Origin of the sequence: Faecalibacterium sp. An122 (genome assembly GCF_002160895.1) — a bacterium.
In the GTDB taxonomy this organism is placed as follows: domain Bacteria; phylum Bacillota; class Clostridia; order Oscillospirales; family Ruminococcaceae; genus Faecalibacterium.
This window is the reverse complement of sequence record NZ_NFLL01000001.1, coordinates 115,398-134,932: the sequence shown is the minus strand read 5'-3', so window position 1 is coordinate 134,932 and position 19,535 is coordinate 115,398. Positions and strand designations below refer to the sequence as shown.

At 59.2% G+C, this 19,535-nt stretch carries 17 protein-coding genes; 3 read left to right on the top strand and 14 right to left on the bottom strand.

Going from position 1 to position 19,535, the window contains the following annotated elements; translation table 11 throughout:
* Positions 1-425: 425 nt before the first annotated feature.
* Positions 426-1,073 carry a hypothetical protein gene (locus tag B5E67_RS00580; protein ID WP_087381749.1) on the top strand — a complete coding sequence of 216 codons (648 nt, stop codon included), beginning with the start codon at positions 426-428 and terminating at the stop codon, positions 1,071-1,073.
* Positions 1,074-1,340: 267 nt separating this feature from the next.
* Here the strand turns inward: B5E67_RS00580 and B5E67_RS00575 are convergent, their stop codons facing one another.
* The 5 genes from B5E67_RS00575 to B5E67_RS00555 form a co-directional block, all read right to left on the bottom strand.
* Positions 1,341-2,177: a DUF1266 domain-containing protein gene (locus tag B5E67_RS00575; RefSeq protein WP_087381746.1), complete on the bottom strand. Its 837-nt coding sequence runs from the start codon at positions 2,175-2,177 to the stop codon at positions 1,341-1,343.
* A gap of 30 nt (positions 2,178-2,207) precedes the next feature.
* Entirely contained in the window at positions 2,208-3,197 is a 990-nt protein-coding gene (locus B5E67_RS00570) for a DUF3137 domain-containing protein (protein WP_087381742.1), read from the bottom strand.
* A 156-nt stretch (positions 3,198-3,353) separates the two neighbouring features.
* Positions 3,354-4,097 (bottom strand): LemA family protein, encoded by a 744-nt coding sequence (locus B5E67_RS00565; protein ID WP_087381739.1) that lies wholly within the window; start codon positions 4,095-4,097, stop codon positions 3,354-3,356.
* A gap of 471 nt (positions 4,098-4,568) precedes the next feature.
* Complete coding sequence (sfsA, locus tag B5E67_RS00560; protein WP_087381736.1) at positions 4,569-5,234, bottom strand: DNA/RNA nuclease SfsA; 666 nt, start codon at positions 5,232-5,234, stop codon at positions 4,569-4,571.
* Positions 5,235-5,575: 341 nt separating this feature from the next.
* Positions 5,576-6,973, bottom strand: a complete 1,398-nt coding sequence (locus B5E67_RS00555) for an alanine/glycine:cation symporter family protein (RefSeq protein ID WP_087381733.1) — start codon at positions 6,971-6,973, stop codon at positions 5,576-5,578.
* Between the two features lie 214 nt (positions 6,974-7,187).
* On the opposite strand from B5E67_RS00555, the gene B5E67_RS00550 reads away from it, so the two are divergent.
* On the top strand, positions 7,188-8,108 hold the full coding sequence (locus B5E67_RS00550) for a LysR family transcriptional regulator (RefSeq protein ID WP_087381731.1): 921 nt from the start codon (positions 7,188-7,190) through the stop codon (positions 8,106-8,108).
* An 85-nt stretch (positions 8,109-8,193) separates the two neighbouring features.
* On the opposite strand, the gene B5E67_RS00545 is transcribed toward B5E67_RS00550, so the two are convergent.
* A complete protein-coding gene (locus B5E67_RS00545; protein WP_143405362.1) occupies positions 8,194-8,997 on the bottom strand; it encodes a hypothetical protein in 804 nt (267 codons plus the stop codon).
* A gap of 211 nt (positions 8,998-9,208) precedes the next feature.
* Between B5E67_RS00545 and B5E67_RS00540 the strand changes: the two genes are divergently transcribed.
* Positions 9,209-10,051 carry a hypothetical protein gene (locus B5E67_RS00540; protein ID WP_087381725.1) on the top strand — a complete coding sequence of 281 codons (843 nt, stop codon included), beginning with the start codon at positions 9,209-9,211 and terminating at the stop codon, positions 10,049-10,051.
* Between the two features lie 83 nt (positions 10,052-10,134).
* Here B5E67_RS00540 and B5E67_RS00535 read toward each other — a convergent pair whose 3' ends face one another.
* The 8 genes from B5E67_RS00535 to B5E67_RS00500 form a co-directional block, all read right to left on the bottom strand.
* Positions 10,135-12,243 carry an S-layer homology domain-containing protein gene (locus B5E67_RS00535; protein ID WP_087381722.1) on the bottom strand — a complete coding sequence of 703 codons (2,109 nt, stop codon included), beginning with the start codon at positions 12,241-12,243 and terminating at the stop codon, positions 10,135-10,137.
* 19 nt (positions 12,244-12,262) lie between these two features.
* Complete coding sequence (locus B5E67_RS00530) at positions 12,263-13,456, bottom strand: ABC transporter permease (RefSeq protein WP_087381719.1); 1,194 nt, start codon at positions 13,454-13,456, stop codon at positions 12,263-12,265.
* Positions 13,453-14,211 (bottom strand): ABC transporter ATP-binding protein, encoded by a 759-nt coding sequence (locus B5E67_RS00525; RefSeq protein WP_087381716.1) that lies wholly within the window; start codon positions 14,209-14,211, stop codon positions 13,453-13,455. The genes B5E67_RS00530 and B5E67_RS00525 overlap by 4 nt, the downstream gene beginning before the upstream one ends.
* Positions 14,208-15,896, bottom strand: coding sequence for an efflux RND transporter periplasmic adaptor subunit (locus B5E67_RS00520; RefSeq protein WP_087381713.1), 1,689 nt, complete (start codon positions 15,894-15,896; stop codon positions 14,208-14,210). The genes B5E67_RS00525 and B5E67_RS00520 overlap by 4 nt, the downstream gene beginning before the upstream one ends.
* A 263-nt stretch (positions 15,897-16,159) precedes the next feature.
* Positions 16,160-17,635: a glycosyl hydrolase family 28 protein gene (locus B5E67_RS00515; protein ID WP_087381710.1), complete on the bottom strand. Its 1,476-nt coding sequence runs from the start codon at positions 17,633-17,635 to the stop codon at positions 16,160-16,162.
* A 165-nt stretch (positions 17,636-17,800) separates the two neighbouring features.
* Positions 17,801-17,971 carry a hypothetical protein gene (locus tag B5E67_RS00510; protein ID WP_204228847.1) on the bottom strand — a complete coding sequence of 57 codons (171 nt, stop codon included), beginning with the start codon at positions 17,969-17,971 and terminating at the stop codon, positions 17,801-17,803.
* A gap of 87 nt (positions 17,972-18,058) precedes the next feature.
* Positions 18,059-19,078, bottom strand: coding sequence for an SdpI family protein (locus tag B5E67_RS00505; protein WP_087381707.1), 1,020 nt, complete (start codon positions 19,076-19,078; stop codon positions 18,059-18,061).
* Positions 19,053-19,346, bottom strand: a complete 294-nt coding sequence (locus B5E67_RS00500) for an autorepressor SdpR family transcription factor (RefSeq protein ID WP_087248690.1) — start codon at positions 19,344-19,346, stop codon at positions 19,053-19,055. Before B5E67_RS00500 ends, B5E67_RS00505 begins: the two co-directional genes overlap by 26 nt.
* Between the last annotated feature and the right edge of the window lie 189 nt (positions 19,347-19,535).

Below are 19,535 nucleotides of genomic sequence, written 5' to 3'. Positions count from 1 at the left end.
TTTCAAAACAAATCCGGATTGTGCGTTTTCTCTCCCTTTTTCCGGGCATTTATGTTATAATGCTTTGTAACATACCGGTTCTGCTTTTGACAGCGTTTGGCCGCCTCCTCACTGCGGCCAATGCCGTTTGTGATGGATCGAGGCTCTGTGATGAACCTCGGTCTTTTTCAAGACCGTTCAGGTCTGTCCTGGGGATGCAGTGGGGTTTTGCACTTGCATGCTCTGTGCTCTGGACAACTGGCCAGAGCGTTTTTGTTGGGGCCATCAAGCGGGCGGTTCACCCGGATTTCACCCGAGACCGCGCAGACCTGACCGGCATACGCCGAAAAGCAGACCACCCCAAAACGCCAGAATCCTATCCCCTGCCGCGGGCGCAGCAAGCGGGATCGTTCGCTGGATGAAACTTCACACTGGAGGCACGCACCATGAAACTCAAACAAGCCGTTAAACTGATTTTACCCACCCTGGGCGCATTTCTTCTGCTGGGGGCTTACAGCGGCACCAACAGCCTCTCCTCCGCCCTCTATCAGGAGGGGCTTTCCACCGTATCGGTGATGGAAGAGATGGCGGAAAACGAGGACTGGGTCACCCTCTTTTCCAGCAATCAGAACATGGCCTCCATCCTCTCTGCTGTGGGCGACGGCGACTACTCCCACCCCAAAACCGTCTATCAGATTCGGCTGTCCGACGAGACGGTATCCCATCTCACCCGGAACGCAGATTTAGAGGCTTTTTCGGACACCCTGCAGGCATATCTCCGGGCCACCGTCCAGAGCTCCATTGCGGCCCAGATCAACGCCAAGGGCGGCGCTGACGCCCTAGCCGCCGCCAGCGCCTGCACGGCTTCCCGCATCTTTTTCTGTGACGACCTGCACGAAAATCTCCTCTATCTCTACACCTACGAAAACGCAGCGCCGGCCATGATTTCCTTCCTGGTGGGCGAGGACGGAGCTGTGTCCGCCACGGGCCTGTTTATCCTGTACGATGGCTTCCCTACCGGCTCGGCGGCAGAAATTCAGCAGTTCCTGTCCAGTCTGAATGTAGAGGTGACAGAGGTCTCTGTCCCTGCATAAATTAGCCCAAGCATAACCTTTCCGCGCTCTATAAAGAATCCTCAAGCGCTTTCTGCTCTTCGGCCGAGGCCGGGGGCGGCTTTCAAATCCGTTAAATAAAGCAACCAAAGCCGTCGGCCTGCGAGAGCAAACCGGCGGCTTTTTCTATCATGGTACCATTTGCAGCAAAAACCGCCGTCGGGCTGTCTGCCCTGGCGGCGGTTTTCCTGGTTTGTATGGATGTTCCGGTCTCTTTTAAGGCATAGCGGCCCGCTTGTCTTATCGCCGTCAGACCATGTAGCCGTACTTATCGGTCACAATTTCTTTGGACAGAGGCAGGTCAAAGGGAATCGACAGATAGGGCGTCTCGCGGGAAGCGGTCTCGCCTTTCCACAGTTTGATGTAGAGTTTCCAGCGCTCGGCGGTCATGGATTTGGGATTGTTCTTGTCGTCGCGCTGCCAGTACTGTCCGCCCAGCAGATAGCTTTCCATCATTTCCTCCCAGTTCTGGAAAACCGTCTGGGCCTTTTTGCCTGCTTCCACGCCGATTTCCAGAACTTCCTCCATGCTGACGTATCCCACAAAATAGCAGCACTGGATGATAAAGGCCGCCCGGCCCATGTCCCAGCCCAACAGGGCGTCCTCGCCGTACTTCCGATAGGCCATCAGCATCTTGGGAAGAAAGCTGTCCTCATTGGCTTTGGGGTTCCGCTCCCGGGCCACCTGGATCAGCTGCTCCTCCGAGAAACCGGCGTAACGGATCTCCAGCCGCTGCATTTCCGCGCCATAGGCGGCCCGCATTCCGGTATCCAGCAGGGACTGCATTTCCTCCATGGCCTGGTCATGGGTCTCAATCTCCCAGTAATCCCGCAGCATGTTCCGGATTCGTTCCACCCGCTCCGGGATGTTCTCGCCACCGGGGTAAATCATTCCCGCCATCCTGCGGAAACTGCCCTCGTTGGCGGCCAGGAGAATGGACCCTGCGGTATTCATCCACCGCAGGGTGGGCGACAGAGGATTGTCCACTTCAACCCGCTGTTCTCTGGGTTTGAAAAAGTAGTTGCCGACCACTATTATGATGAGGCCCACCCCTACGGTGACAAAACAGGCAATGAATCCAGCCATAAAGTATGTTTCTCCTTTCCTGTTTTCGGATTAATACGGGCTGCTGTGCTCACCGGCGCGGACCAGAATGTCCCGGGCGCTGCGCAGAATATTGGTGTCCTGGATGATCTGCTGGCACTGTTCCTCCACCGTCAGGTCCAGCCGGGCGTCAAAGGGATTGCGCAGCTGGCTGCAGGTGACATACAGTTCTTCTTCATTGAAGGCCAGGTAGACTTTCCCCTCCATGGCCTCCTGAAACGCGGTGATCTGTTCCAGTACCTGCGGGGTCAGGATGTAAAACGCGTTGGTTTCATTCTCCGCAAACACCACAAAATTCTCATTGAAAACGCTGTTTTCGGTGTGGATATTCAGCGGGGCGGTGGTCCGCTTGATTTCCGGCAGGGCCTTTTTGGAGAACACCTGCACAAAACCCTGGCTGCTCTTGCGGTCATCGAATCTGGAGAAAATCAGCACCTGCCCCTCAAACAGGATATCCGGCAGGGAACGTCTGCCCGTGGGGCGCTGGCCGGTGGAGACGTTGCTGGTGCGGAACCGCACCCCTTCCAGTTCCCCGGTCAGTTCATCCGAGGAGGTAAAATACACCTTGTCGCCCTTGGGGATCAGGTTCATCCAATCCATCTCCTCATAGGTGATGCCGCCCTGGGAGTTGTATTTCAGGCGGGAAAAGCCGGGAATCCGGCGGATGGTATCCAGCACATACTTGTTTTTGAAGCTGTAGTTGAACCGGTCATAGGCCTTTCTCCACACCAGAATGGAATAGAAAAGGTAAATGACACAGGAGAGAATCGCCGCCATCATCAGCTCTCCCAACAGCACAAAGAACAGCCCCGTTGTGGTCGAGTCTCCCCACTGGAGCTCATCCAGATAACCGAGCACCCAGACCTTGTTGAGCAGAGCCATCGCCACAAACACCCCAAACGAACACGGGAGAATCCGCCGCATGATTTTGGTTTTCTTTTGGGCATTCTTGCGCAGCTTTTCCAGCTTGACGCCGCTGATGTTCTGTTCCACCCATTCCATGGTAAAAATTCCTCCTTTGATGCAGGGAGCCTGCGGTATTCATCCATTGCAGAGCAGGCGGCGGGTTATCGCGGTCCGCCTTCCGTTCCCTCGCCCCGGCGCTCTGGAAGCGCAGGCAGAGGATTATGCCATTGGCCGCCGTCCGGTCTGCCTGCATCAGAACTTCACTTCAAACGTCTTTTTCTTCTCCTCTACCTCATAGAAATCGGCTTTTTTCATACCGTGAAGTTTGGCCACGATGAGGTAAGGGAACATCTCGATTCTCTGGTTATAGAGAGACACGTTGGCGTTATAGAGCCGACGGGCGGCCTGCAGATGTTCCTCTGCGTCAAAGATATCCCGCTGGAAGTGCTCCATCGACCTTATAGAGAACAGGACCGGATACTGCTCGGCCAGGGCATTGATGGAGGAGCTGACGCCGCTCAGCCCCTGCTGTACCGAGGTGAGCAGGCCCAGCTTCTGGTTCAGGCTCATCTGCTGCGCCGACAGGCTGTCGCCGGAACCGGCGCCGCCGTCCTCGTCAGGGCCATTCTGAACCCGGCGCTGCTCCATCTGCTTTTTGATCTCCTGCATCTGCAGCTGCTGTTCGCTGATGGTTTTCTGGATGGTCTGGGCGGCCTCTTTCGAGAGGCCCTTCTTTTCTTCAAAGGCTGCTTCTTCCAGCTCTTTCCCGGTGCGGACCGCGGTGATCCCGGTGTACACGTCATACTCATGCTGCAGGAATTTCTTGACCGCTTCCAGTTCTTCCGACAGCATATCGTACCGCTTTTCCAGCGCCACATCGATGCCGGAGCTTCCCTCCTGGACCTTGACCGAGAGCCGCCGCAGCCGGTTATACAGCGAAATGTACCAGGCAGCCAGCGCCACAACCACAGCCGCCACAATAATCAGGATTTGCATACTCATTCTCCTTTTCGATGATGTCTCATACCGCAGGTGAACCTGAATGCTCTTGCATATCGCTCCGCCCGCACAGGCAGCACACGCCGATTCGTTCAGCGCTCTGCGCCCGTTCAGGCTTTGAAATCCTCTCCTTCCTCTGGCAGCTGCCGCCCCAAATGCCGCAGACTGCCGGTTTCAGCCGGGGGAGTCCAGCGCGTTTTCGCCGGGTTTTCCATCCACCCGCCGCCCGGAGGACGCCGGGCCGGCGGAGCGGTTCAGGATGACGTATCTATTGTATCATTCCAAGGAACAAACAGGAAGTCCTTTTTGAAAGATCTTTGCACCCATTTCCATACATCCGAAAGTCAAAAGGGCGTTTGAACAAGCTTTGTTGTTCAAAAGAACGATTTACAGCAAATTTTCTTTCTCAAAATAAACAAGGCAGAGGCTGCCCCACGGCAAACCCCTGCCTTGCTTTCAGAAATGTCCTCATCCTTCCCTCTGCTCCACAATTTCCAGAGAATCTTCTCCCACGCGGCAGAGCAGAAACAACACCTTGACCCCAGCGGCCCGGGCTTCCGCCAGGGCCTGTCCAAATTCCGGATGGGTGGCCGTGTTGGGCCGCACCTCGGTGATTCCCTCCATCTGGATCACAAAGGCAATCCCGCAGCGATACCCTGCCCGCTGGGCCTGGGTCAGCTCCTGCAGATGTTTGACGCCCCGCTCGGTGGGGGCGTCCGGGAAATAACCGACCCCGTCCACCTCCAAAGTACAGCCTTTGACCTCCAGCAGATAGGTCTGGCCGGCCTTTTCCATGGCAAAATCAATGCGGGACCGGCCATAGGAAAACTCAGGGCGGATGACGTCAAAGTCCTGGGTTTCCAGCCATTCCTTTACCACCCGATTGGGGGCCTGGCTGTCGATGTTGACCCAGCCAAGGCCCTCTTTGCGGACCGCCACCAGGTCGTATTTTGTTTTGCGGCTGGGGTTGTCGGACACTTCCAGACGCACCGGCGCACCCGGCACCAGCAATTCTCTGCACCGGCCGGTGTTTTTGACGTGCACCGTTTCTTCTCGGCCCTGGATCTCAACCCGGGCCACAAAGCGGTTGGGCCGGGAGAGAAAACGGCCCTCGATGATTCTCCCATATTTCACAGCGGTTTCCCTTTCTGCACGGTTTATTTCTTTGTTTGATCCTGCAAACCGATTGTACCACGGCGCCGCATCAAAATCCATGGATTTCACCCGGTTCACACAAAAGGCCGGCCGGGGATGTTCCAGCCCGGCCAGGCTCTTGCATGGTTCTTTTCAGCTCTATGGATCCTGCCCGCAGACAAGGCCGGCACATCCACCGCCCATTCTCACACAAAACCCCTGACACCGCATGAACGCTTCACGATGTCAGGGGTACTTTTTGTTGCTGTATCACAAACCCGCCCGGTTTGCCGCCAAAACGCAGCAACGGACCGATTTTTTGTCCCGAAAGAGAAATAGACTCAGCTCTTTCTGCGCTTCATTTCGTGTTCCTCATAGTCCCGCAGGGAGGCCAGCGCCTTGGGGGCCAGCGGAACCAGGGCGATCATATTGAACACCGTCATGAGACCCACGCCCACGTCGCCCAGGTCCCACACGAACTGATAGGCTGCCAGGCCGCCCACAAACAGCATCACCAGGGCCAGAATCTTGTACAGGGTCTGGGAGATCCAGTTGTCCCCGAACAGGTACGCCACATTGGACCGGGCATAGAACAGAATTCCCAGGAAGGTGGAGAAACTGAACAGCCACAGAATCATCGCAATGAAGATCACGCCGAACTCGCCCAGATGGTACCGCATGGCGGTCTGGAGCAGGTCCATGCCTTCCAGGCCGGTGGTCAGGCTCTCGGGGGTCAGCAGCATCACCATGGCCGAGCAGCTGCAGATCACCAGGGTATCAATGAACACGCCCAGAGACTGCAGCAGGCCCTCTTTGGCCGGATGGCTGATATCGGCGGCTGCGGCGGCGCAGGGCGCCGAGCCGGAACCTGCCTCATTGGAGAACAGGCCTCTCTTGGCGCCGTTCATGATGACTGCGCCGATGCCGCCGCTGACGGCCTGGCGCAGACCAAAGGCCTCGGCAAAAATCCGCTGGAACACCGCCGGCAGAAGCTGGGCGTTTTTCACGATGATGAAAATGGTGATGAAGAAATAGCACGCAGCCATCACCGGGACAATCAGGTCCAGCACCTTGACGGTGGCGTTCTTCCGCAGCACCACAATGGCGGCCAGAATCACCAGCAGAATGGTGGTGTACAGCGGATCAATATGGAACGCATTCTCAAACGCCGAGGAAATGGAGTTGCTGGTCACCTGGCTGATTCCGCACCAGCAGATCAGGCCCGACAGGGCGAACAGGGATGCCACAATCGAGCGCTTCCGCTTGCTGCCCTCCCGGATGAACAGCTTGTGGAGGTAATACGCCGGGCCGCCCCGATAGCCGCCATAGAGGGGGTCTTTTTCCTTGTAAATCTGGGCCAGGGTGGCCTCGATGAAGGCCGTGGAGGACCCCAGAAGGGCGATCAGCCACATCCAGAACACGGCGCCGGCGCCGCCGGCCGAGATGGCCGCCACCACGCCCACCAGATTTCCCATACCCACCCGGCAGGCCGTGGAGACGATCAGGGCCTGCAGGCCCGAGATGCCCGCCTGTTCTTCTTTGCGGTGGCTCTCCAGGGTGACCTTTACCATCTCGGGAAAGAGCCGGAACGGGAGGAACCGGGTCCGAACGGTGAAATAGATTCCCGCCGGGATCAGAATCATCACCAACAGGGAAAGGCCGAGAGTGCTCCCTCCCGGCAGGGGAATCTGAACGATATCTCCCCACAGCAGATTGTACATTGTCTGTATCAGCGCCATAAGAAATTCAACCTCATTGTCTCCGCTGGCCCACAGGCCATGGGTTTGCTCCGGGGCAGATGCCGGTCTGCTCCAGGCAGGCCCTTTCCCCTCTCCGACCGCTTAAAACCGGATTGATTTTTGCGTTCATTTAGTGTAACATGAATGTATGGTTTTGTGAAACGAATAGTTTTTATAAAATTATTTACTCAAATTTATAAGAGAGGTGCAGCAGATGGAACTGCGAACGGTACGAACCTTCCTGCGGGTGGCCGAACTTCAGAGCTTTTCCCGGGCGGCCCAGCAGCTGGGTTATTCCCAGGCGGCGGTGACGGTACAGATCAAGCAGCTGGAGCAGGAGCTGGGCACCCAGCTCTTTGAGCGGATCGGAAAGCGGATCAAGCTGACCGAAAACGGGGCGCGGTTCATCCCCCACGCCATGGAGCTCTTAAAGGTTGCCCAGAAAGCCCAGACGTTTATCAGCGACGACAGCAAGCCCTCGGGGCAGCTGCGGATCGGCACGGCCGAGTCTCTGTCCATCAGCGTTCTGCCCCAGATTCTGCTGGAATTTCACGCCCTGTGCCCGGCGGTGGAAACCAGCATCCACACCGGCCTGATCTCGGAGCTGTTCGACATGGTGCGCCAGAACGACGTGGATGTCCTGTTCTTTCTGGACAAGAAAACCGACTTCCCGGAGTGGGTCAAGGTGCTGGAACGGCCCGAGCCCATCGTGTTTGTGGCCTCCTGCGGTCATCCCCTGGCGGGCGAGCAAAACATCCCGCTGGAAAAGATCCTGACCCAGCCCCTGGCCCTCACCGAAAAAGGGGTCAGCTACCGCTACGATCTGGAACAGATTGTGGCCGCCCGAAACCTGGAAATGCATCCCTTTCTGGAGACCGGAAACACCGACATCATCGTCCATATGCTGCTGGAAAATGTGGGCATCTCCTTCCTGCCCCAGTATGCCGTCCAGAAGCATCTGGACGCCGGACGGCTCACCATTCTCTCAGTGGACAACCCTCAGATTCAGATGTGGAGCCAGCTGGTCTATCACCGCAACAAGTGGATTACTCCGCAGATGCAGCAGTGGATCGACCTGATGCTCCAGAGAATTGGGCCGGCGTCCGATTGTCCTGGCCCGCAAAACATGCTATAATCAACTTGCACCCAACGCAAAAAGCCGCAGGTGTACGCTCCCGTTCCGGTTCGCACACTCTGCGGCTTGTATTGTCTTCTCAGGTTCAGGCGGTGCCATCGCTGCTGGGCAGCGCGCGGCTGGACAACAGGCCGGACAGCTGTTCGTAATCCACCGCCAGGGTATAGGCGGTGTCCAGCCCCTCAAAGGCTCCGGCCGGGAAATCCACTTCCAGGTGGTCCGCATAGAAGATCACCCGTTCCGGGTCGATGGCGGCGGCCAGACGTTCCTGCACCGCAGGGTCATCCCCGGCTGCGGCGGCCAGCGCCAGGCGCACATTGGCTTCCGGCTGGGTGAACAGGGACCACAGTTCCAGCCTTTGACCGCTGGCGCGGTCAAAGGCGGCAGTATACCGCAGGGTCTGTCCCTGCGCCGGGTCCACAGCCTGGTCCACGGTGGTGGTAAAATAAATCACCTGCTCACTGAAAGCGGTAGAGGCCACCCTCTGGCTCACCCGCCCTGCCTGGAAGTTGTCCTTTCCCTGTTCCTGATAGCGGGTATAGGCGGCCTGCAGCAGGGTGTTCAGGTCATACCGCCGGCCCGCCCCCTGATACCAGGCCGACACGGCGGACTGCACTTCCTGGCTGAGGATGCTGTAGCCGGCGTCCCCTTCGGGACCCGCCGCGTCATCCTCGGTCAGGATGGTGGTTCCATCCGACAATTCGTACAGCACCCACGACTCCCGCAGCCCGTTCTGGTAGCCGCGCCAGCGGTCGACGGCCTCTCCATCCGAAAAAGAGACCACGTCCTCCTGCTCCAGCTCCCAGATCTCTTCCTGCACCGTCGAACGCTGACAGCCGGTCAGCAGCACAAGCCCGCACAGGGCCAGAGATACCATTCGTTGTTTCATGGGGAGCGCTCCTTCTGTTCGTGTGAGTGGCAAAAAGCTTCTTTTTGCAGCGGACGGGTATATTTTACCATATCTTTCCCCGACAAACAAGAGAACAGCGGCATCCTGCACAGAATCGGCACGTTCTTACGTCTTTTCCCTTCCGGCCGACACCGGCTCAGAGACCCTTTGCACCCATCCTTCCATCCATCTCAAAAAGGAGGTTGTTTCTATGAGCGCATCCAAATCCAACTCCCGGCGCCCGGGGCGTTTGGCCTTCCGGGTACTCCTGGTTCTGTTCGTCATTGCAGCGGCGGTTCTGCTGGCCTTTGGCCTTCTGATCCGCAGCCGGTCCGCCGCACTGGCCAAGGGGGCTGCCTTTTCCTTTGACTATCAGGTGACTTTGACGGCGGCCGAGCCCTCCCTCACCTACTCCACCCTGGAATCTCTGGGCGGCCTCACCGGCACCCTCTCGGGCCAGAGCCACGGCAGCGACCTCTATCTAGCCTGGTACGCCGCCGGCAAAGAAGAAGCCTTCACCGATCTCTATGTACAGAACGGCAAGGTCCTTCTGAACATCCGCCAGATTTACCGGACGTTCCTGTCCGGTCTGGCCGCAAAGTATCCGCTGATTGGTTCCCTGATCCCCGACTGGACTCTGGGTGACTACATCTCCCAGGACCAGCTGGCCCTGCTGCTGGGCACCGAGCCCACCGTCTCAGAAATGGAAGACTACTCGGTCAGCGCTTTCTCCCTGTTTTCCATGCAGCGGGTTCATCCCGACAACGCCATGGAGGGATACCTCTATTTCACCCCCAAGGAGTCCCAGGGGGGCGCGGTCATCACCATCGGTTTCCCGATCCAGAGCATCTGGGCTGAATTTTTCCGCTGCCATGTGCTGGTGGACATTCCCAGCCAGGGCCTGCATCTGGAACTGACCGGCAAGGCTCTGCCCGGTGAATACGATATCCAGCTGCCCGCCTCGGTCATGAAGGACGAGGACATCAACGCCCTGGCCGAACTCATCCAGGCCGTCCGCTCTCTGGCCGCCCTGGTGGCTGAAATGGCCGGCTGATTCTTTTCATCAAACAACAACGCGCCCCGCAGCGGCTTGAGAACCACTGCGGGGCGCATTGTTATAAACAGGGGGATAATGAATCAATCTTTCTTCACGGCGACCAGCACACGGATTTTATTGCCTGCCGCGCAGCCCAGGCTGTCATACCAACCGATCAGGTGATAGTCCTGGGGGTTGACCTGGGAGAGGCTGGTGGTGAAATACTGGCCCTTGTACCACAGATAGACCTGCATATTGTCGGCGGTCTCGTAGCGGGTGTTCCCGCTCATGACCGACGCCGCGCCGATCTGATCAATCATGGTGGGCATCAGCTGAATCATGGATTTGACAGTGCCGGTGGGGCTCTTGCTGACCGCAATGCCGCCGGCCACCACCGGGTATTTCACCGAGGTCTGCAGGGTGGTGTTTTCCCCGTTGATATAGCAGACATAGTTGGCGCCGGTGCCCAGATACCCCAGAATATTGCTCAGGGCGCCGCTGGTGTTTTTGGAGGCCAGCTGCAGCGCATAGGCGGCCACCTTGCCGGTGCTGCTGGTGAGGCTGTCCCACAGCGTGCTGGCGATGCTGCCGTCAATGATGCCGTACAGGATATCGCTGGTGCTGGGCAGAACCAGGTCGGCCACATCCGCCGCCACATTGCCGGTACTGGTGCTCCCGGTGGTGCCGGGCACCGTGGTGCTGGGCCGGCCCAGGGAGCTGTCCACCGTGCTGCCCACCGCGCTGGTCAGGTTGCGGACGTCGTCCAGGACGCCGTAGGTCCACAGATCGCCGGTGGCGTTGTTCAGGATCATGCGGTCAATCTCGCCCTGGGCGTTGGTGGTGTAGTAGCGGACATCGCTGCCGTTCAGGGTTACCCCCGATAGTCGGCTGGGGCTTATCGCCCCAGCCACACCCTCCGCCGTTGTGTCCAGAATCTCAACGCCGTTTGCCAGGGCCGTGCCGGAAAAGGCCGTGCCCGTCTCATTGAAGGTGCCGCTGATGGACTTGGTATCGATGGAGCGGACATTCTCACCGTTTTCGTCCACCGTGATTTCCACCAGCATGCCAGCCGGGAAATTCAGGCTCTTGTCCACATTCACCGTCCGCACCACGCCGTCGGTGCAGGCCACCGCCACGCTCTGCAGCACGTCGGCACCGTTGCCTTCCACCAGGCTGCGGGCGGAGTTCTGCACCACGCCATAAAAGACCTCGTCGGCCTGGGTGCCGGTCAGAACCTGCACCACCTGGTTATCCATGCCCAGCAGCAGGGTGACCACCTGGCCCACGCCGCCGCCATTCAGGGAGGAGAGAACCGAGGCGGCCGAGGAGGAGCCGATGGTGTATTCGGTGCCGGCCACCGTCACCGAGGTGGGTGCACTGGCCGAGGGGGCCACGGCCGTGATGCGGCCCGCGGCCTTTTTGGAGTAGATCCAGACCGTCTTGGCGTTGGCGCTGTAGTAGTAGACGTCGTACGGATTCAGCTCAGCCGAGGCAGTGGCGGTGTCATTGCGGTAGACCGCCGACGGGGTGAAAGGCAGCTGGGTGCCCTGCCCCGCTACAAAGGGGCCTTCCAGGCTGCCCAGCAGCACCGAGGAGACCGATACCTGGCCATCGGTGACCGAGAAGCCCAGGGTGGAGCCGTAGACCTCACCGCTGCCGTTCTTGGCCGTCAGGGCGTTGTACAGAAGGACGGAGCCGTCCTCCAGATTCATCACCTGGCCGGGAGCGCAGTTCAAATCGGTACGCAGGCCCAGCTCATTGGCCTTGTTCAGCTGGGCGGTGGGGAATGTGCCGCTGAGGGTGGTGACATCATAGCCCAGCAGGTTGAGGGCAGCGGCACAGGCCTCCTCCAGAGTGATCTGGTTGTCGGGCCGGAAGCTGCCGTCGGTATAGCCGCTCATCCAGCCCTGCTGGACGGCGATGCGGATGTAAGGGGCCAGGGGTGCATCCCCGCTCACATCGGTGAACAGGGTTCCGGCCGTCCCCTGGGAGGCGGCGCTCTCCCGATAGGGCGAGAAAGCCACCAGCAGCCGGGCCAGCTGGCCGCGGGTCAGGGCTGCATTCAGGCCGGCGGTCTGCTCGGAGGTCAGGCCTCCCAGCATCACCGCCGTCTGGACCGCCGTATTGGCACTGGTGGCCGAAGCAGGCATAACCAGCATGGCGCAGGCGATGCAGACGGCCAGCAAAAGTGCAAGAAACCGTTTTTTCATCTCGTGTATTCCTCCCTCTTTAATCATAGCGCAGAGCCTCAATGGGGTTGAGCCGCGCCGCGCGCTTGGCCGGCAGATAACCGAACAGAACGCCGATGCCCACAGAAATCCCAAAGGCCACCATCACCGAACCCATGGAGGGCTGGATGGTCATGCCTGCATTGGTCATGGTCAGCACCTGGTTGACGCCCGCCGAGATGAGATATCCCAGCAGGATGCCCACCACGCCGCCCAGCGCCGAGGTGGTGGCGGCTTCGGTGACAAACAGGCCCAGAATCGAGCGCTCTTTGGCGCCCAGAGCCTTGCGGATGCCGATTTCACGGGTGCGCTCCGCCACCGACACCATCATGATGTTCATGATGCCGATGCCGCCCACCAGCAGAGAGATGGCGGCAATGGCCGTCAGAACCATGACCACCATATTGATCATGGAGCCCAGGGTGGCCAGCATCTCGCTCAGACTGGTGACGTAAAAGCCGCTGTCCGAGTTGAGCAGCTTTTTCAGGCCGGCTTCCAGGACGGCTTTGCCCTCCGACACCTGGCTCTCGTTGACGGTGGTGACGCCGTACGCCGACACCACGCTGTTGCGGTTGAGGCGCAGGGCTGTGGTGTAGGGCACATAAATGGTGTCGTCGTTGCTGCCCTCCTGCAGGTTGGGGTCCTCCACCTGGGATTTCAGGACGCCCACAATGGTGAACTGGTCGTCCCCCACCTTGATGGTCTGGCCGATGGCGTTGCCGCCATAGGCCACGCGATCCACATAGGAGCCCACCACGCAGATTTTCTTGTAGTCGGCGCAGTCCACATACTGGAGCAGCCGCCCTTTTTCAATAGCGGTGCCGGTCATTCCAAAGTACACTTCGCTGATGCCCGAGACACTGGTCCGGCTATAGGTTTTGGTGCCCACCTTGACGGTGCCGGTCATGCTGACAATGGGCGAAATGCCCGAGTAGAGGTCGGGGCGGCTCTCCACGATGGCGTAGACATCGTCCACATCCACAGTGCGGGCGCCGCGGCCCATGACGCTGACCTGCAGCAGGTTCATGCCCATGGAGGACACGCTCTCCCGCATGCTCAGGGTCAGGCCGTTGCCCAGCCCCACAATCACCATGACGGCCATAATGCCGATGATGATGCCCAGCATGGTCAGGAAGGTGCGAAACTTATTGCTCCATATGTTTTTCAGGGCCTGACGGAAGGTTTCATAGATCATACGCTGCCCTCCTGTTCCGTTTCTTCCTCTTCCTGGGGGATATAGTTGGGCTGGACCACTGCCTCCGGTGCATGGGAATCGCCGTCATAGACGATCCGGCCGTCCTCCAGGCGGATGATTCGTTCGGCCTGCACCGCAATGGAGTTGTCGTGGGTAATGAGGACTACGGTGTTCCCCTGCTTGTGCAGTTTCTGGAGGATGCCCAGCACTTCCCGGCCGGTGTGGCTGTCCAGAGCGCCGGTGGGCTCGTCGGCCAGAATCACCGCCGGCCGGCCCACCAGGGCCCGGGCAATGGAGGCACGCTGCTGCTGGCCGCCGGACAGCTGGCTGGGCTTATTGTCCAGCTTGTTGCCCAGACCCACCTGTTCCAGCGCTTCTTTGGCCCGCTGGTGCTGTTCGCTGCGGGAAAGCCCCGCGTACACCAGCGGGAGCTCCACGTTTTCCAGCAGGCTCAGCTTGGGAAGAAGGTTGTACTGCTGGAAGATAAAGCCCAGCAGCTCGTTGCGGATTTCGGCCAGCTCGTTTTTGTCCATGCTGCCCACGTCCCGGCCGTTCAGCTTGTAGGTGCCGGAAGTGGGGACGTCCAGGCAGCCGATAATGTTCATACAGGTGGACTTGCCCGAACCGGACTGGCCCACGATGGCCACAAATTCGCCCTTTTCAATTTTCATCGAGATGTGGTCGGCGGCCTTAACCACCGTATCGCCCATCTGGTAGTACTTGCAGACCGAGTCAAACTCAATCAGCGCACTCATACCGGACCACCTCCCGGGCCGGCAACCATGACCGCCATGTCGTCACCCATGCCGCCCGCTGCTACAGCCGAGGCGTCATAGGCGACGGTGTCGCCGGCCTGCAGGCCGCTGGTCACTGCAATGTAGTCATTGTCGCTGACGCCGGTTTCCACCTTGACGTAGACGTAACCCTCGGGGGCGGTCATCTCGCTGACGGCGTTGGACGCGCTGGGCGAGTCTGCCGTCACCAGGACGTAATTGCCCCGCACCACGGCGGCATTGGGGATGGACAGAGCGTTCTGGACGCTGGCCACCACAATTTCAGCGGTGGCGTTCATGCCGGGCAGCAGCTCGCCGAAGTTCTCAATGCGGATGGTGACGGGATAAGTCGTGGTGCCGGCGGTGGTGGTGCCAGCCGAGGAAACGTTGGTCACTACGCCTTCAAAGGTCTTGTTCTGGACGGCGTCGGCGGTGATGGACACCGACTGCCCTTCCTTGATGGAGAGGATCTGCAGTTCGTCCACGTTCAAGGTCAGCTCCAGATAGCTCAGGTCATGGATGATGCACATGGGGCTGGTGGTGGTGGAGCTGTCGCTGCCCACCGTCTCGCCGGCCTGGATGTTCTTCTGGATGATGGTGCCGCTGATGGGGGCGGTGATGGTGTAGTTGTCCATGGTGTTCTGGGCGTCATCCAGCGACAGCTCCGCACTGCGGAGGTTGTCGGAGGCGGTCTCCACCTGGCGGGTCAGGCTGTCGCTGGTGAGCTGCAGAATGGCATCGCCGCTGTTCACCCGGGCATTCTCCTGGACGCAGAGGGCTGCGACGGTGCCGGAAGCCGAAGCGGTCAGGGTCTGCTCCTTCTGGTAGGCAAACCGGGCGGAGCCCAGAGCGCCCACGCCGTTCACCGAGGCGGTGGCGGCCTGGGCAGAAGTCAAACTGCCGTTGTTGGGCACTGCAATCACCACAGTGCGGACCAGCAGGCTGCCGGTGCTCAGGGTATCCGATCCGGACACCGAGCGGATGGAGCCGGTGACCGTCTCATAAGTGCCGTCCAGGGTGACCTGGGCGGTCTGGCCCACGCTGAACCCGGCGGCGTCCGCAGCCGGGAAATTCAGGGTCAGCAGGACGGTGGAGTCGTCGCGGATCACCGCCACTTCCTGCCCGGCCGAGACGGCGTCGCCGGGGGCAGCCTTCACCGACACCACGGTGCCGCCGATATCGGTGCGGACATACTGGGCGTTGACGGCGTCCTCATAGTTGCGCTGGGCCTGATTCAGGGACAGCTGGGCCCGCTCCACGCTGTTGGCCGCATCGGAGCTGTCGATGGTGTACAGGACATCCCCTGCCTGGACCACGTCCCCTTCCTCAAAGTCGGAGGTCAGCACTTTGCCCCGCACCAGGGCCTTGACCTCATAGGTATTGGCCGCCGTAATGGTGCCGGAATCGCTGAACACATTGGTGATGCTGCGCTGTTCCGGCGCCACCTCGATGTAAGAAATGTTGGCTGCAGTCTTGCTGGCGCTGTTCCTGGGCAGGAAAAGGGCTCCCGCCACAGCCACCACACAGACGCCTGCGGCGATCTTTTTCCAGTTGCGCTTTAGAAAAGGCTTGGCGCCCTTTGCCGCCGGCGCTGCGCCTGCGGTCCCCGGGCTGAGCGAAACGCTCTGGCCGTCCTTGTCCTCCTGTTGTTTTTTCTTTTTAAACACGGTATTATTCCTCCTTTTCATTTACCAACAGCATAGCATGTTCATCTTGAGGCAATCTTGATTCAACCTTGAATTTACCTTGAGATTTCATGATTTCCTGCCTTGGCAGATGCTGCCAGTCCTCTGATTATACACCACAAAAAAGTTGAAATTGTGAGAATGCTACCGTTTTTTCGGCTTTTGGACGGATTTTTTTACGATTCATAAGCCAAGCCGTGTTTATACAAGGATTTCCCGGGAAAAGTAAACCGGCGGACCACCCCTCAAGGAACGCAATTCAGGTTCTCCATGCACACGCCCCTGCAGTCCTTCAAAAGCAGCTGGCGGGTTTCCGAGCCCGTAAGGCAAAGGTTGCGGAGGGTCACCTGTTCCAGCTCATAGCCCGGCACGTCAAAGCCTGCCAGCTCCACCGGAGCGCAGGGTTTCATGCTGCCGTCGCCGTCCACATCCCGATAGAGGCCGGTAAGGGTCAGGTCCTCAAAGAGGTAATCCCGGAACACCGGCGGATGAGGACCGGGGACGCCGTCGTCGTTGTACCCCACCTGGCAGACCAGCACCCGGGGCAGACGGCAGCGCCGCACCGACAAGCCCTGCACGCCGCCGCCCCGCTTTTTGGTGCCCTTGACCATGACGCCGAACTGGGAGTCCTCCAGGTCGCAGTCCCAGATCCGGACATCCTTAATCCCGCCGCTGATCTCGCTGCCAATGCAGATGCCATGGCCAAAGCTGCTGCGGCAGTCAAACACCCGAATTCCCCGGGTGGGACGGTTGATGCAGTTTCCCTCGGGGTTCTTGCCCGACTTGATGGCCACCGAATCGTCCTGGGTGTAGAAGGTGCAGCCAAAGAGGGTGCAGTCCTCGCTGGAATCCGGGTCCCAGCCGTCGCCGTTCCAGATGCCCTTGGAGCGGAAGGTGCAGTGATCGGTGACAATGTCCCGGCTGTAGACCATGTGGACATTCCAGCTGGGGCCGTCGGCAAGGGTCAGGCCCGAAATCCGCACATGGGCGCAGTTGCTCAGGTTGATGAGCCGGCCCCGGACCCGGCCGGGGATGGTGTTCTCATTTTCGCAGGTCTTGACAAGGTCCTGCATGGCGGCCAGCTCCTCTTTCATCCGTTCCCGCTCCGAGGCAATGGTCCCCCAGGCCAGATCGTATCCGCCGCCGCAGATGGTGCCCTCGCCCCAGATGCGGACATCCTCGCAGTTGGGCCCGGCGGTGTGATCCAGCATGCCAAAGTTCAGCAGGCTGGCATAGCACATCATCTCAGTGCCCTCAAAGCGGCTCAGGATGCGGGGTTCATAATCCTCCGGCCGGGAAGAACCCTGCAGGACGGCGTCCTTGTCCAGCCAGATTTCCAGATGGCTGTGGCCAAACAGGGCGCCGGTGCGATAGACGCCCGCCGGGAAATAGACATATTCCTCCGGGCCGCAGGCGTCCAGAACCCGCTGCAGGACGGCGGTGTTGTCGGTTTTGCCGTCCCCTACTGCGCCCCAGGGCTCTGCCGTCACATCCAAAGGCTGCTTTTCTCCCTCTGTCACAACCTGGATGCTCCCCACCGGGCGCACCTCGACGGCATAGCGGGTGCGGGGCGTCAGGCCCTGGAAGGTGAAATGAGTTTTATCGGTGCTGCCGCAGGGCACGCCGTCCAACAAGATTTCATACCGCTCGGACGGCTGGGCCGGAAGGTCCCAGTACAAGGTCATGCGGTCGGGCCCGGTCAGGGCATAAAGATTCGCCATAAAAGCGCTCCTTTCCTTACTTTACAGTCCGCCCTCCGAAGCAACTGCAGAGGGCTGTATACAACAGATTCAGTATAGCATAGTTTGGCAGGCTTCGCCATAGGACCGGCCCGCCGGGGCATCAAAAAAGCAGGGGGCTTTCGCCCCCTGCTGGAGTTTTTATGGTTACCACTTGCCGTTCTTGATGCGGCCGCCCACCAAAATCAGGAGGAACAGCACCGCCACCAGCAGAACCGTCAGCCACACCGGGCAGAACACCCACACCCAGGACCAGGCAATCAGGTCCAGACATTTCAGCACAATAAAAACCAGTGTCAACGTTGCGATGAATCCCATATGGACGTCCTCCATTCCCCTGTTCGGCGTTTCTTTTGGCTTTATGATAGCAGATTTTCCCGCGCCGCGCAAGGGATGAGGCCGCGGTCACCGGGCCGCCAGCTGGGCCGTCAGTTCCTCACAAAGGGCCTGGGTGGAGGCGGTGTCGGGGCCATTCAAAACGATGGTCTCCCCATGGACGCTGAGCACCACGCTGTCCTTACAGGAGGCGTAGGTGTAGCGGGTGTAATTGCCATAGGCGTCGTTGGAGAAAGAGCCCATCAGCATCCGGAAGTTTCCAAAGCCGTAGGTGCGCACCCCTGCGCTGGGGGCGGTGTCTCCCGGCTGATAGGTCACCGACTCGATGGAGTCATAATTCACGGTGAGGTCGGACCAGTACCCGGTCTCCACGGTAAAGGAGGTGTCCCCAAAGTTCACTTCCAGGCTGCCCGCAAACAGAACCCAGCCGACAAAGGCCACCACTGCCACCAGAATCACCAGCCCGATGACTTTTTGCCGGGGGCTGGACTGGATCCGAACGGCAGTACCTGCCTGGAGCTGTTTCCGGTAATAGAGATAGGAATAGATGCAGGGCACTATGGCTGCCGCCACAATGGCGGCCGTAAACACCACCGCCATCGCCGCAGAGGGCAGCAGAGCCGCTATCATGCAGGCCAGGCCTGCCGCCACCCACACCTTGCCGCCAAAGCGATGGGTGACGTTCCAGTTTTCTTCATTTTCCAGGGTCCACTTGACCCGGATTCCGATGGTGGCATTCTGGCGGAACTTGGGCATATAGTTGCCGATCAGCAAAAACAGCAGGCCAAACCCCAGGTTCATCACAATAATCATGAAATCTGCGCCATTATACCCGCGCTGGAGGCCTGCCACCACCGCCCCCGACAACAGCGAAATCACCGGCAGCAGCCAGAAAACCAGCCCTATTGCTTTTTTGCTCTGGCCCTCCCGGTTGCGCCGGTCGGCAAACACCAGCAGCAGGCACAGCCAATGGGCTGCCAGAAAAATCACTGCCTCCCATGCCATCCGCCAGCCCAGCAGGCCGGGCAGAAGAATAACCAGAGACGAAACAACCAGTTTTCCTTTATTCTCCGCGATCATCTTTTTCATGGCCGGACTCCCCTTTCAAATCCGTAATCCAGAGCATGACCTCCTCCAGCACCGAGGCGTTCAGCTCATAATAGATATACTTTCCTTCCCGCTGGTCGCGGATCAGGTCCGCGTCCTTGAGCACCGACAGGTGCCGCGAAATGGACGCCGCCGTCACCGGGAAATGATCGGCTATCTCTCCGGCCGAAAGCCGTCCGCCTTTCAGCAGGTTCAGGATCTCCCGCCGGATCGGGTCCGCCAGCGCCTTCAATGTATGCTGCAAGCTCAAAGCTCATTCCTCCCTTTCCGTCTCATTACGATTAACAATTAACTTAATCGTTAATTATAGGATAGCACAAAGCCCATCCCCTGTCAAGGACGATGGAGTGCACTGCACCGGGCCGCTTCCTGCCGCCGGAAAGGTTCCATTTATAAGGGCATCCATGCCGGGAGCAGCCTCCACCGGACGTATATCTGG